10 protein-coding genes are annotated in these 13,781 nt (G+C 39.6%); 5 read left to right on the forward strand and 5 right to left on the reverse strand.

The features are described 5' to 3' along the window. The 3 genes from WSC_RS25255 to sodB form a co-directional block, all read right to left on the reverse strand. Nucleotides 1-782 (reverse strand): YeaH/YhbH family protein (locus WSC_RS25255; RefSeq protein WP_040394156.1); only part of this gene is annotated, 782 nt, incomplete at its 3' end. A gap of 89 nt (nucleotides 783-871) precedes the next feature. Beyond that, nucleotides 872-2,794, reverse strand: coding sequence for a PrkA family serine protein kinase (locus tag WSC_RS0109040; protein WP_016955604.1), 1,923 nt, complete (start codon nucleotides 2,792-2,794; stop codon nucleotides 872-874). 224 nt (nucleotides 2,795-3,018) lie between these two features. Next, nucleotides 3,019-3,600, reverse strand: a complete 582-nt coding sequence (gene sodB, locus WSC_RS0109045) for a superoxide dismutase [Fe] (RefSeq protein ID WP_016955605.1) — start codon at nucleotides 3,598-3,600, stop codon at nucleotides 3,019-3,021. Nucleotides 3,601-3,866: 266 nt separating this feature from the next. Between sodB and WSC_RS0109050 the strand changes: the two genes are divergently transcribed. Next, the gene (locus tag WSC_RS0109050; RefSeq protein WP_016955606.1) at nucleotides 3,867-4,211 is read left to right on the forward strand and encodes a Grx4 family monothiol glutaredoxin; all 345 of its coding nucleotides are present in this window, start codon (nucleotides 3,867-3,869) and stop codon (nucleotides 4,209-4,211) included. Nucleotides 4,212-4,374: 163 nt separating this feature from the next. Then, nucleotides 4,375-5,307, forward strand: coding sequence for a LysR family transcriptional regulator (locus WSC_RS0109055; RefSeq protein ID WP_016955607.1), 933 nt, complete (start codon nucleotides 4,375-4,377; stop codon nucleotides 5,305-5,307). On the opposite strand, the gene WSC_RS0109060 is transcribed toward WSC_RS0109055, so the two are convergent. Further along, complete coding sequence (locus tag WSC_RS0109060; protein WP_016955608.1) at nucleotides 5,300-7,183, reverse strand: methyl-accepting chemotaxis protein; 1,884 nt, start codon at nucleotides 7,181-7,183, stop codon at nucleotides 5,300-5,302. The genes WSC_RS0109055 and WSC_RS0109060 overlap by 8 nt on opposite strands. Here WSC_RS0109060 and moeA point away from each other — a divergent pair. From moeA to WSC_RS0109075, 3 genes are all read left to right on the forward strand, one after another. Next, entirely contained in the window at nucleotides 7,154-8,482 is a 1,329-nt protein-coding gene (gene moeA, locus WSC_RS22315; RefSeq protein ID WP_157447244.1) for a molybdopterin molybdotransferase MoeA, read from the forward strand. The two genes, WSC_RS0109060 and moeA, sit on opposite strands and share 30 nt — an antisense overlap. Before the next feature lie 217 nt (nucleotides 8,483-8,699). Next, nucleotides 8,700-12,068 (forward strand): Ig-like domain-containing protein, encoded by a 3,369-nt coding sequence (locus WSC_RS25020; protein WP_026016758.1) that lies wholly within the window; start codon nucleotides 8,700-8,702, stop codon nucleotides 12,066-12,068. 114 nt (nucleotides 12,069-12,182) lie between these two features. After that, nucleotides 12,183-13,304, forward strand: coding sequence for a hypothetical protein (locus WSC_RS0109075; protein WP_237716300.1), 1,122 nt, complete (start codon nucleotides 12,183-12,185; stop codon nucleotides 13,302-13,304). 9 nt (nucleotides 13,305-13,313) lie between these two features. Here the strand turns inward: WSC_RS0109075 and WSC_RS0109080 are convergent. Beyond that, a partial coding sequence (locus tag WSC_RS0109080) for an OPT/YSL family transporter (protein ID WP_193352312.1) occupies nucleotides 13,314-13,781 on the reverse strand: 468 nt, incomplete at its 5' end.

The following is a 13,781-nucleotide window of genomic DNA, read 5'->3' on the forward strand; positions in this document are numbered from 1 at the left end:
TCCATAGAACCCGATACATCCATTAGACAGAACATCACTGCTTTGCTGGTGGGTTTAGGTTGTTTTTCGTAATTTTTATAGCGCAAATCAAACTCGTCGATAAAAGGCACTTTTTTGATACGAGCTTTAATTTCTTCTATTTCTTGTTCAAGAATTTGAATGTCTGCTTGATTTTCTTCAGGCGCTTTTAACAGTAACTCTAGCTGTTGCTGAGCTGTTTTTAATTGTTTTTTGTGTTTACCTGCCATTGCGGTTCGACGCGCAAGTGAATTTTTTAATGAGCGTACAATATCAATGCTTGAAGGATTGCCATCCGCTTTAAAACCTGCACGAACAGTTTTGTATTCAGTAACTTTGGCTAGCTGATTCTTTTTTAAGTTGGGCAGTTCTAAATCTTCAAACAAAATATCAAGGTATTCGTCTTTTGATATTTGAAAAACAAACTCGTCTTCACCTTCGCCATCTTTGCTCGCTTGACCCTCGCCAGCTCCGCCACCTTGTCCTGATGGGGGTCGTTGGATTTGGTCTCCAGGTTTAAATTGGTCATTGCCAGGATGCACCATATCTCTATCGCCACCTTTGCCTTGGTGGAATAAAGGCTCAGAGACATCTCTTTTTGGAATACTTACACTTTCACCTGATTCTATATCAGTGACACTGCGTTTGTTAATTGCATCCGACACTGCTTCTTTTATCTGCTGATTGTATCGGCGCAGAAAACGGCGACGGTTTACTGTACTTTTGTTTTTTGCGTTTAGACGTCTGTCGATAAAATTCGCCATACAATCCTCACTACTTAACTTGTCTGCTATAGGGTATAGGGGGTCAAACCTAATTGTTAGGTTTAACCCAATACCGATTTACACCTAAATTATGATGATTTACGGACACGTAAATACCATTCAGACAATAATCTGACTTGTTTACGCGTATAACCTTTCTCCATCATACGGGCGACAAAGTCATCATGTTTTTTCTGATCCTCCGATGACGTTTTGGCATTAAATGAGATAACTGGTAACAGCTCTTCTGTGTTAGAGAACATTTTTTTCTCAATAACAGTTCTAAGCTTCTCATAGCTTGTCCAGCTCGGATTTTTACCCGAGTGTTTCGCACGAGCACGCAAAACAAAATTAACGATTTCGTTGCGGAAATCTTTTGGATTACTGATACCTGCTGGTTTTTCAATTTTCTCCAATTCGTTGTTGAGTGCACTGCGGTCAAACAGTTGGCCAGTTTCAGGATCTCGGTATTCTTGGTCTTGGATCCAAAAGTCTGCGTAGGTCACGTAGCGGTCAAAGATGTTTTGACCGTATTCAGAGTAGGACTCTAAATACGCGGTTTGAATTTCTTTGCCAATAAATTCGATATATTTTGGTACCAAATAGCCCTTTAAGAATTCAAGGTACTGCTCGGCCAAATCGGCTGGAAACTGCTCACGCTCAATTTGTTGCTCTAATACATAGAATAAATGTACTGGGTTGGCGGCAACTTCACTGTGGTCAAAATTAAATACCCGTGAGAGTATTTTGAAGGCAAAGCGGGTGGATAAACCGTTCATACCTTCATCGACCCCTGCGAAGTCGCGGTATTCTTGATAAGATTTAGCTTTTGGATCTGTGTCTTTTAGGCTTTCGCCATCGTATACACGCATCTTTGAATAGATACTCGAATTCTCCGGCGCTTTTACCCGTGATAATACGGAAAATTGCGCTAAAGTTTCCAACGTACCGGGTGCGCATTGTGCAGAAGCTAATTCGCTGCTTTCAATTAATTTGGTATAAATTTTTATCTCTTCAGAAACGCGTAAACAGTAAGGTACTTTTACGATGTAAACCCTATCTAAAAAGGCCTCGTTGTTTTTATTGTTTCTAAAGGATTGCCACTCAGATTCATTCGAATGGGCAAGAATAATCCCGTCAAAAGGTAGTGCCGACATACCTTCTGTTGGATTGTAATTTCCTTCTTGTGTAGCCGTTAACAAAGGATGTAGCACTTTGATTGGTGCTTTAAACATTTCAACAAATTCCATAACGCCTTGATTCGCTCGGCATAATGCCCCCGAGTAGCTGTAAGCGTCTGGATCATGTTGGGCATATTCGTCTAAGCGACGGATATCTACTTTACCTACTAATGCAGAAATATCTTGATTGTTATCGTCACCAGGCTCTGTTTTGGCAACTGCTCTTTGGTCAAGTACAGAAGGATATACTTTTACCACTTTGAATTGTGAAATATCACCATTAAATTCATGTAGGCGTTTGCGTGCCCATGGCGACATTATTGTTTTAATGTATCGCTGCGGAATATTGTATTCTTTCTCTAATAATTCGCCATCTTCATTTACATCAAATAGGCAGAGTGGGTGGTCGTTAACCGGTGAGCCTTTAATTACATAAATAGGACACTTTTCTACCAAGCTTTTAATTTTTTCGGCTAATGAACTCTTACCACCACCGACTGGGCCTAACAAATACAGTATTTGTTTTTTCTCTTCAAGGCCTTGAGCTGCATGACGTAAGTAAGAAACAATTTGTTCAATTGCTTCTTCCATACCATAAAACTCAGAAAAGGCCGGGTAGCGGGCGATAACTCTATTTGAGAATATGCGGCTTAATCTAGGGATTTGGGAGGTATCAACCATTTCTGGTTCACCAATGGCCATCAACAAACGCTCAGCTGCATTGGCATATGCAGTTTTGTCTGTTTTACAAAGTTCAAGAAATTCTTGAATAGAATATTCTTCTTCTTGTTTAAGTTCGTACCTTTGTTTGTAGTGCTCAAAAATACCCATAAAGGCCTCCAGCATAGTGTCGCGAAACAAGATTAACGAAATTAGAAAGCTTGCTAACTTAAAACAAGCTTAGACCTAGTTTTGAAGTAACTACAAGAAAATAAAGTAAAAAAATGTAATTGACTTATCTATAAGGGTGTGTAGTAAAAATTAGTTGGCGTGATGGAAATTAAGCGGGGAAAAAAGCAAAGCACAGGCGTGCTCTGCTTATAGGACAGTTAAAATTAACCTAAGTTCTTTTCAACAAATTCCCAATTAACTAACGCCCAGAAACCTTCTAAGTAGTTAGGACGAACGTTGCGGTAATCAATGTAATAAGCGTGTTCCCACAAGTCTACAGTAAGTAGTGGAGTAACACCTTCTTCAGTTAAAGGTGTGCCAGCGTTAGAAGTGTTAACGATAGCTAATGAACCGTCAGCGTTTTTAACTAACCAAGTCCAGCTTGAACCAAAGTTGTTAACTGCTTTATCATTCAATTGCGCTTTGAATTCAGCGAATGAACCGAAAGCAGCATTAATTGCTTCAGCAACTTTACCTGTAGGCTCACCACCGCCATTTGGACTTAAACAATTCCAGTAGAAAGTATGGTTCCAAATTTGAGCTGCGTTATTGAAAATTCCGCCTTCAGAAGTTTTAACGATTTCTTCTAACGATTTGTTCGCTAACTCAGTACCTTCAACTAAACCATTTAATTTAGTTACATAAGTCTGGTGATGTTTGCCGTAGTGGTATTCAATGGTCTCCGCAGAAATGTGCGGCTCTAATGCATCTTTTGCGTAAGGCAATGCTGGTAATTCAAATGCCATAGTCTTTTCTCCGTTTGGCTCTAGTAATAAACAAGCTTGTTGTTCAATAAAAAACCATAGGATAAAACCTTATATTCTTTAGGGGTTTATCCTACTTTTATTGTGAAGTTAAAGGTAAGGGCTTATTCATGAATTCTCAAGTGTTAATCACTAAACTAGGCAACAATTTTCAACATTTGTTGAGTGAATTAGAGATAGCACTAGGGAGATAAGCTATTTTTCGCTACAATATCGCCAACTCGTTTAATTAAGTTGGTGACAGCATTATGGAAACAATCGAAAAAATTAAAACGCAAATTAGCGAAAATCCTATTTTAATTTATATGAAGGGTAGCCCGAAATTACCAAGCTGTGGTTTTTCTGCTCAAGCTTCTCAAGCTTTAATGAATTGTGGTGAGCCTTTTGCTTATGTTGATATCTTACAAAATCCAGATATTCGTTCTGAGTTACCTAAATATGCAAACTGGCCGACATTCCCACAACTTTGGGTTGAAGGTGAGTTAATTGGTGGCTGTGATATTATTTTAGAAATGTTCCAAAAAGGCGAACTACAGCCTTTAATCAAAGAAACGGCTGCAAAACACAAGAAAGATGATTCAGCTGCTGAATAAGCTTCTGACTGGTGTTCAATCTGTTCGGAACTGATCCGAGCAGATTGATTTTAAGCTCATTTCCACACTTTTTATCAGTATTTTTCGCTTCTCCCCTTGTTCATTCAGCAAAAACTTACTACCATTCACAATGTTGATTGGCTTGCTAAATTCTATAATCTAAATGAATATTTCTAAAATTGATCTTAATCTGTTGATATACCTTGATGTTTTGCTTAGAGAGCAAAATGTAACTCGAGCGGCGCAACAGCTTGGTATTACTCAACCAGCGATGAGTAATGGCTTAAAGCGTTTGCGCGAATTGTTAAATGACCCAGTGTTGGTACGCACCTCTGACGGTATGTCGCCAACTGAAAAAGCGCGTCGATTGCAGCCGACAGTTCGTCGAATATTATTAGATCTAGAAGAAGCTTTGCAGCCAACTGACCCATTTGATGCAGCGCGTAGTGAACGAGTATTCAGAATTATGGCGAGTGATTATGCGGCGTCTACTTTATTGCCGAAATTGTTGTCACGTTTACAGGAGTTAGCACCAAACGTAACTTTGGATGTGATGACACCAAGTGACGTAACTTTCCATGATGTGGAAGAGGGTAAAATTGATATGGCAATCAATAGATTTGATGATTTGCCGTTATCTTTCCATCAAAAGGTTATCTGGTCTGATAGTTTTGTGTGTCTAACCCACAAAGAAAACCCAGCGATTGAAAATTGGAACTTAGATGCATATTGTGATGCGCAGCATATCTGGGTGAGTAAAACCGGTTTTGGTGTTGGTTTAGGTATGGACCCAACAGATATTCAGAAACTTGGTTGGGTAGATGAGAAGCTTGAAGAGCTTGGCAAAAAACGCCAAATTCGAGTATTCACGCGTAATTATCATGTCGCAATTCAATTAGCCTTAGCGAAAAAAATGCTGGTCACAGTTCCAAGAAGAGCGACAGCTAACTATTTACATGAGCCAAATATCGCGATTATGGAACCGCCGTTGGAGTTACCGGAGATTAAATTAGATATGATTTGGTCGCCGCTATTACATCACGACGCAAGCCATATTTGGTTGCGCCGTTTAATCAACGAAGTTGCAACTAATTAATTTTAAACTTAGCAACAGATGTCACCAACTCGTCTAAGCTGGTATTCAGTTTAGACGATATATTCTGGTTGGTGGCAGCCATACCATGTATCTCTACCGCTAAATCTCGAATATTAGTCACATTACGGCTGACTTCTTCGGTCACAACATTTTGTTCTTCTACTGCTGAAGCAATTGTTGTGTTCATATCTGAAATTTGATTAATTTCTGACGATATATCTTGCAGCATGCGACTGGCAGATTTTACCTCAGTAACCGATTGTTCACTGTCAGTTAAACAAGCTTGAAGTGTTGTCACTATGCTGCCACAGCGGCTTTGTAGGCCGGCGATGTTTTGTTCAATTTGTTTAGTTGATTCTTGGGTACGCATAGCTAAATTACGTACTTCGTCCGCGACCACCGCAAAACCTCGTCCTTGTTCACCTGCTCTGGCTGATTCAATCGCTGCGTTTAGCGCCAGTAAATTAGTTTGTTCAGCTATATTTTGAATCACTTCAATGATGTTGCCTATGGTTTTACTATCTTCATCTAGTTGGAGAATTTCCGCATTTGCACTACCCACACGAGATGCCAAATTTTGGATAGACTTTACTGTATGCTCTACTTGGTTTTTACCTTCTCCAGCTAACTGAGCTGTGCTTGCAGCGTTACTGGCAGCCAATTCGGTGTTTCTAGAAATTTCCGCTACTGTTGATTGCAACTCATTGGTTGCAGTTGCCGCAAGGTCAGCTTCATCTTGTTGGGTTTTAGTCGCGTTTTGCGTCCTGGTTGTCATACCATTTAAATCGACAGAAGCGGATTCAAGTAATTCAGTTGCGTGGTGGATAAAATGTATTGCTTGCGCAAACTCTGATTGAAGTTCATTAAAGCTGTGCGCTAAGTAGCTGATTTCGTTTTGACCTTTGACATCTATTCTTATGGTTAAATCATTGGTTTTACGTATCTTATCTATTGATTTATATAGGTTATTTATCGGGTTAACTATGTGTCGCGATAAAAAGATGCCTAAGGCGAAGATAATCACAATTAATATGCCTGCTATTGATATGGCAAAAACGAAGATGTCATTTTGTTTGTTGCTGATTTCTAGTTGAGTCTCATGTTTAAGTTTAGATAATGCTGCAATCGTTTCGTCGGACAATGTAAACATATCACCAATTAAACCTGAACTCAGGTCTAATCCTAACTTATCTTGCGCTTGCACAAATTTTTCGAAATTCATCGAATAATCTTGCATTAAGCGTGAAATTTTTTGTTTTACCTTAATTGGTATGTCTGAGGTATCCAACTTTTGTTCAAAGATTTGGATGTTTTCATTAAATTTAGTTAGATATTTAGTGTCTAAGCGCAGCATAAAATCTTTTTCAGCGCGGCGTAATTGTAACATTTGACTGAGCAGTTCGTACTCATTCAGTGCTTTAACTTCACTTTCCACATTATGCACAGCTTGACGCAATGCTCCATAGTGACCAGATTTGGGGTCTAATCCTATGTTTGTTTGGTGTGAGACAACTTGAGTAAATAAAATACTGTATTGTTGGATATTATCGCTAAATTCCTCAATTACCGAAGTTGGTAGGTGCTGCGCAACAAATACTTGTGTTAGATCCTTGGTTTTGTTTGAAATGTCTTGATATTCTTGCGTAAATTGTTCAGCGTACTTAAGCTGTTTTTCAGACTGAAAACTAATTGCTTTATTGCGTAGCGATTGCACGTCACTTTCCAAGTCTGACAAATGCACTAAAGTGTGATTAAGTTTTCCGAGCTTTTCGAATTCATTAAATAGAAAAGTGACCAATATGACGATACCAATTAACGTAACACCTAAGTTGAGTAAACTGCGGTGTTGAATAGAAAGGTTATCAAGCGGGTTCATAGTAAAACCATCTCCATGTTGGTAATTGTATACAACAAAATTTTAAGGGTAAGTGTAGCAGTGAATTGCGACAACGATATATTTATTACGGTTGAGCAGGCATTAATCAGAATGACAAACGCAGTAAGGTCAATTGCTCAAGTTGAAAATGTTTCATTAGAAGCTGCTTTAGCTAGGCCTTTAGCTGAAACTATTTGTTCTCCGATTAATGTACCTCCCTATGATAACTCAGCAATGGATGGTTATGCACTAAACTTATCTACCGAGTCAACAAATACTCGATATCAGGTAGTCAGTCAGATTTTGGCGGGAAGGCCCTGCGACATAAAGATAAAATCTGGTGAGTGTGCCCGCATTATGACAGGCGGGAAAATACCTGCTGGCTGCAATGCTGTGATTATGCAGGAGAACGTTAGACAGATAGGTGATAGTCACATCGAGCTAACAAAGGCGGTCCAACTAGGTGACAATATTCGTAAATGTGGTGATGATATCGGCGAAGGTCAGACTATTTTTACCCTAGGACGAAAGTTATCCGCGATTGATATAGGCTGTTTGGCATCTTTGGGTTTGACTCATGTACGAGTTTTTAAGCGTTTAACTATTGGTATATTTACCACAGGAGACGAATTAGCACAGCCAGGAGAAAAGCTGCAAGCAGGACAAATATATGACAGTAATAGGCCTATGTTAAAAGCGTTATTAAACCAGGCTGGTTTTGACGTGGTAGATGCCGGTGTTATTCAAGACGAAAAAGAGGCAATTAAAAGTCGGATTAAAAAACTCAGTGAAACCTGTGATGCGATCATCACATGCGGAGGTGTGTCAGTTGGAGTGGCAGACTATACCGGCAAAGCCTTTTCTGAACTCGGAGAAATAGATTTTTGGAAAGTAGCAATGAAACCCGGAAAGCCATTTGCTTTTGGTAAAATCAATCATCAACACAAAACCGTTATTTTGTTTGGCTTGCCGGGTAATCCAGTTTCATCAGCCGTCACATTTGAAATTTTAACCTTACCTATGCTTCGACTTATGAGTGGTCAACAAGCTCAGTCAACCAACACACTTTATTTACCAACAAATCAAACTATTAAAAAGCGCCCCGGACGTCGAGACTACCAAAGGGCTATTATCCAACGGAACGAATATGGAACCCCTGTTGCCGTTACCCCATTTGCGAAACAAAGCTCTGGAGTTTTATCTGAGCTTGCTCATGCTGATTGTCTAATTGTTCTTGAAAAAGAACAAGATGGGGTGGAGGTTGACCAATATGTATTGGTGTTACCTGTGGCTAAATAAAAGTGGCAATTGTGAGAAATATGTTGCATATTTAAGTTAAATTAACTTTGAAGCAACTCTTTTAGCTGCTACATTTAATTTATCAAATTGTTGATAAGTTTGTAGCCGGACGTTCATTTATTTGCAATGACTCTTGGATAAGCTTGATGGAACGGTTATTTAAACTTTCTGCCAGTACTCGGAATTTTAATTGCTAGATTGATACAGGATAAGAACAATGAAAATGCCTAACAAACTAAAATCGAACCTTGCTCTGTGCATGACTGTAGGTTTGTTGTCTGGTTGTTTTGGTGGATCTGATGGGAAACCAACACCGACTCCAACGCCAACACCGACTCCAACACCGACTCCAACGCCAACACCGACTCCAACGCCTACGCCGACTCCTACACCTACGCCGACTCCTACACCTACAGCGAGCGCTGAAGTTTCTGGTATTGCTGCTAAAGGTATCATTAAAAATGGCGTAGTGACCTTATATCGTGTTGAAGCAAATGGGACGTTAGGTGCGCAGCTGCAAACAGAGCCATCGCCTGTTTTAACTAATGCTAAGGGGAACTATACGGCAGAAATTGTCGAAGATTACCAAGGTGCAATTAAAATTGAAGTGACACCTTCAGCTGACACTAGAATGATATGTGACGTAGTTGAAGGTTGCGGCAATGGTGTTGAATTTGGCGATGAGTTAACCTTAGATTCGAGTTTTAAGCTCGCCGCGGTTACTAAAGCTGTAAAAGAAACAAACCAAGACAAAGCGATTGTTAAAACCAATGTAACGCCGCTAACCGATATCGCAGCGGCAATTTTTGCTGAGACAGTTGCAACTGCAGGTGATACACAAGTCAACGCCGAAGATGTTGTAAAAGCGGCTAACAAACAAGTTGCTGCGATATTTAAGTTAGGCGATGGTGTTGATGTTTCTGAAATTCCGGTCATAGATATCACTGACCAAGATGAAATTGAAAATGCGGACGCAGAATCCTTCCAAGCCGCAGCCGTTGTTTCAGCAATCGCGGCAAAAGCGGTTAAATCTGAAAACTTGTCAAGCTTCTTACAACAAGCCGCACAAGATATCGCCGTTAATAAAGGTACAGTAAAAGCTTCGGTTGCGACCAACGCGGATGATGATAAATTCAAAATCACTTTAGAAGATACGGTAGCCCAAGTTAAAAACTTAAACGACAATTTACAAACCAAAATTAAAGAGAAAATTGATCGTTCGACAGACTTAACCGATCAGCAGAAGCAAGAGGCTAAAGATAAAGCCGATCAAGCTTTCCAAAATAATGATCAAATTAGTGCCGCTGCGACTGGATATGTAGCAGACACTGAAGAAGTTATTGCTGATGCGGTGCAAAATCAAACAGATCGAGCAGGCGACGAATTAGATGCAGACGACATTGAGCCAGAGCCAACAGGTCCGGTAATCGTTGGTAAATTATTCGTTGATACCAAAAGATTAAATGAAGATGGTGACATTACTTTTGACCCGCTAGAAAATGACACATTGCGTGTTGAAAACGACACAAGTTCTGTTGCAACCCTAGACAGTATAGGTTCCGCGTCGTTTGGTACAGCAAGCATAGTGGATGGTAAGGTAAAATACGTACCAAATGCTGATTTTAATGGTCAAGATACAATTACTTATACTGTTAAAATTTTAGACGAGACTCGTACCGCCAATATCACTTTTACGGTTAATCCACAAAGCGACACTATGGATCACAGTGAAAGCTTGGATGAAGATAACCAAATTACCACAGCTATTTCGAGCCATGACGCAAATAGCATTGTAAAAATTGAAGTTACCACCCAACCACAAAATGGTTCAGTGCAAGTAAATGGTACAAGTTTGGTATATACACCAAACGCAGACTTTAATGGTACAGACAGTCTAGTTTATGCTGTGACAACTAACGTAGTATTGGCTGACGGTAGTAGTGAAATTGAAGTTGGTACAATTAATTATGATGTAGCATCTATCGTCGATGCGTTAGATGACACCTTTTCTACGCTGCAATTTGTTTTCAAAGAGAAAATTGATTTACTGGCAAATGACAAGTTTGTTAAAGCAAACGTTGCAAGCATCTCTTTGTTAGATGGCAGCAACCCAGTACAGAGTTTAACCACAGCTATTGCTGATATCTTTATTGAAGCGGATGGCACATTAACTTACCAGCCAATTGATAATAAACTTGGCTCGGATGAGTTTAGCTATCAAGTGACCACGACCAATGGTGTAACTGAAACTGCTAAAGTAACAGTGACAGTGACAGAAAACAGCGCGACCAATCGTGCTATTGCTATGGTTGATGATATTCGTACTTGGGGCGCTTATATGTTCCCAGACAAATTCACTGGGCCAAGAGACTTAGTTGAAGATACGGAAGAGTTGTTTGACGCAATTGATGCTGCTATGCCTGTCTTCGCTGACGAAGTAGCTGAATTAGACATGATTGGTGATGTAGCAAATCTGCTTGAAAACATCACAGACGATATTATTGATGATGTGACCGACCTTGAAGTATTTGAAACGGCAGACATAGCTAACTATGATAGTTCGATAACCGGCCGAATTGAAGTTAAAGAACTAGCTGACGGTGAAGCAAGTTATGACGTTGATCTTGAACAAGATGGTGTTACTTTAACCGGTACTTTGAAATTGATGTTACCGGATGAAGAGGAAGACACTTCAGTTGTTGATAAAACTTTATCACTCGAAATTGTAGGTATGTTAGACGCTGGTACAACAAGCATTGAAATATCTCAAGGTACTGCTGTTGTGTTAATTGCAGGTGCGGATCATGCAACAGAAGAGCAGAATGAAGTATTAAACATTCAATTTGACTTAGTTGTAAACTTGATGCAAGACGTTATTGCCAATGAACTTGATGACAAGGTTGAGTTTAGTGGTGAATTACGCGCAACTGTCGTTAAAGGCCAAGAGTTTACCGTTATCAATCATGATACTGACGATGGTGTAACAGAAACAGAAGTATTCGATTTGTATTTACCATCACAAATCTTTGCCAAAGGGGCGTTTGTGGTAAATGACGGTGATGATTTTGAAGCATCATTGGATATTATGGTTGCGAATGCTAAAGAGCATAAATTAGCAGGTCCGATTGAAATATTTGATTTAGACGAAGAGGATGTTGACGGTCAATTAGAAGACGAAAACAATTGGTTAAATGTAACAGGTGTTTTATCTTTCTTTGCAAATCCTTCTGTGCAGCAGCAAGGTGAAATTCAATTGACTGTTCGTCGCGTGGGTTATGAGCAGGTTGAGGTTGACGTAGAGTTATCTGATAGCAACAGTGAAATTCATATTGCACTGGATTCAGATGATGAAGGTGAACTCATTATCCGCAATAGCTTCGATGTGCAAAACGGCAATGGTCTTGTGCTTGAATATAATGAAGATGGCATAGGTGAAGTTGACGATACAGACCCAGACGCTGCGAAAATTGTCGCTATTATTCGTGATACGAGAGACAACAACAAAATCTTAGCGACGTTTGAACAAGCTGGAGATCTTGTTACTGTGTTCTACACTGAAACGAATAGATTTGAAACGCTATACTAAAGCAGACTAGTTTGAGTAAAAAGGGGGGCTAAGCTCCCCTTTTTTAGTTTGTAATCTTAATATAATGATGGAAATTGGATGAAACCTAACTGTAAAACTATAACAAAAATATGTTTGTTGCTATCAGTCCCAAATTTAGCATTTGCCCAAGAAGAAGATACATATCAAATTAGCCACTCGTTAGAATCTTTTAGTTACAGCGAAATTATGCCTGTAATTCAAACTTTTGGTGGTGTAATACCAATTGGAAAAATTGGTAAACAAGCAAGCTTTTCTGAAGCTCCCGAAGAAGGTCGTCACGGTTTAACGCACAATAAAGCCTATCTGAATTTCTCGCGCAACAACTGGACTGTGTTTTTAGCAACCCGTTACGATTATTCAATAGATTTTACCCCTGATGCGGCGCAGTTGTTTTTTTTAGACCGCTCAGAGCGACCTGTTGATAAAGATGAATATGCGATTTATTTTAAAGCGCAACATATTAGAGCCAATGGAGTTGGTTTTGCTTACGACAATAACTTTGGTAATTTTTCGTACAAAATCGCCGCAAGTTATTGGGATGTAGGTTACATGGAAGACGGTGAAGTAGATGGAACTTTTTTAGTGAATGACGATGGTGACACCTTCGAAGTTACAGGTGAAATAGATTACGCCTATTTTGATGATGCCGTGTTAGACAGGAAAAACTGCCCAAGAACAGATCCGCCAAAAGCTGGCTGTCATGGCGCTTGGGTTACCGACGGTAAAGGTTATAGCTTAGATGTATTTTTGGCGTATCAATTTTCCAACAATTGGCAGCTTGCTGTTTCAATTTATGATTTGTACAACAAGTTTGAATTTGAACATTTAGGTAAAACCAGCGGCCAGTTAGACACTCGCACCGAAGTGTTTAACGATGATGGTACTTTCGACATCAATCCTAGTTTCATCGGTTCATATCCAGATGGTGCGCATAAACTAGATATGTCTAGCCAAATAAACGCTAGATTAGATGGTGAATGGGGATTGCCACTATGGTCTGAGGTTTACGTATCTGATGGTAAAACTTTCCCAAGTTTTGGTATTGGTTATGATATACAAAACTGGCGAATTGAAGCTGGTTACCAACTCAAGACGAATGCCTACATATTTTCGGTTAAACACCCGGTTGTGCATTTTACCCTAGGCAGTGAAACGACTGATTTAGTCAACGCACAAGCTATAATTCTCAATTTCGGGCTGAATTATCAATTCTAGGGGCCTAGCTTAAAAAGGCTTACTACGCGCTCGTTTATATAGGTACAACACAACTAACACAAAAGCAAAAGCACCTGTGTATTCTGCGGCTGCAATTGCACTTGGTAGTGGCATAAATAAAGTCGCTGAAATGGCTAGAAAAACGCCCATCAAGGCCTCTCCAGTTACTAAGCCTGATGCGATTAAAATGCCGGAGGATTTGTGCTCGCTGCTTGTATTACGCTGTTTGTAGCTTAATATTGCGCTTAATAAACCGCCTAAAAATAGTGTTGCAACCAGTGAAAATGGTAAATACATACCAATGGCAACGGCTAGTATATGAATTTTAATATTAGATTTTCGCCATAACAGCACAGCTTGGAACGCGAGTATCAACAAACCAATAACAACACCTATGGCTAAATACTGCAAATTGAGTGTTTGCTGAAAAATACCCTGAGTCAGTTCCGCCATTAAACCTGCTTGTGGCGCAGCCAA

The organism is Catenovulum agarivorans YM01, from assembly GCF_000281085.1.
GTDB lineage: Bacteria > Pseudomonadota > Gammaproteobacteria > Enterobacterales > Alteromonadaceae > Catenovulum > Catenovulum agarivorans.

What these genes read in the sequence shown, in the direction of transcription:
- WSC_RS0109050 (WP_016955606.1), top strand. Translation starts at nt 3,867, where the DNA reads ATGGAAACAATCGAAAAAATTAAAACGCAAATTAGCGAAAATCCTATT.
- WSC_RS0109040 (WP_016955604.1), bottom strand. Translation starts at nt 2,794, where the DNA reads ATGGGTATTTTTGAGCACTACAAACAAAGGTACGAACTTAAACAAGAA.
- WSC_RS25020 (WP_026016758.1), top strand. Translation starts at nt 8,700, where the DNA reads ATGAAAATGCCTAACAAACTAAAATCGAACCTTGCTCTGTGCATGACT.
- WSC_RS0109060 (WP_016955608.1), bottom strand. Translation starts at nt 7,183, where the DNA reads ATGAACCCGCTTGATAACCTTTCTATTCAACACCGCAGTTTACTCAAC.
- WSC_RS0109055 (WP_016955607.1), top strand. Translation starts at nt 4,375, where the DNA reads ATGAATATTTCTAAAATTGATCTTAATCTGTTGATATACCTTGATGTT.
- sodB (WP_016955605.1), bottom strand. Translation starts at nt 3,600, where the DNA reads ATGGCATTTGAATTACCAGCATTGCCTTACGCAAAAGATGCATTAGAG.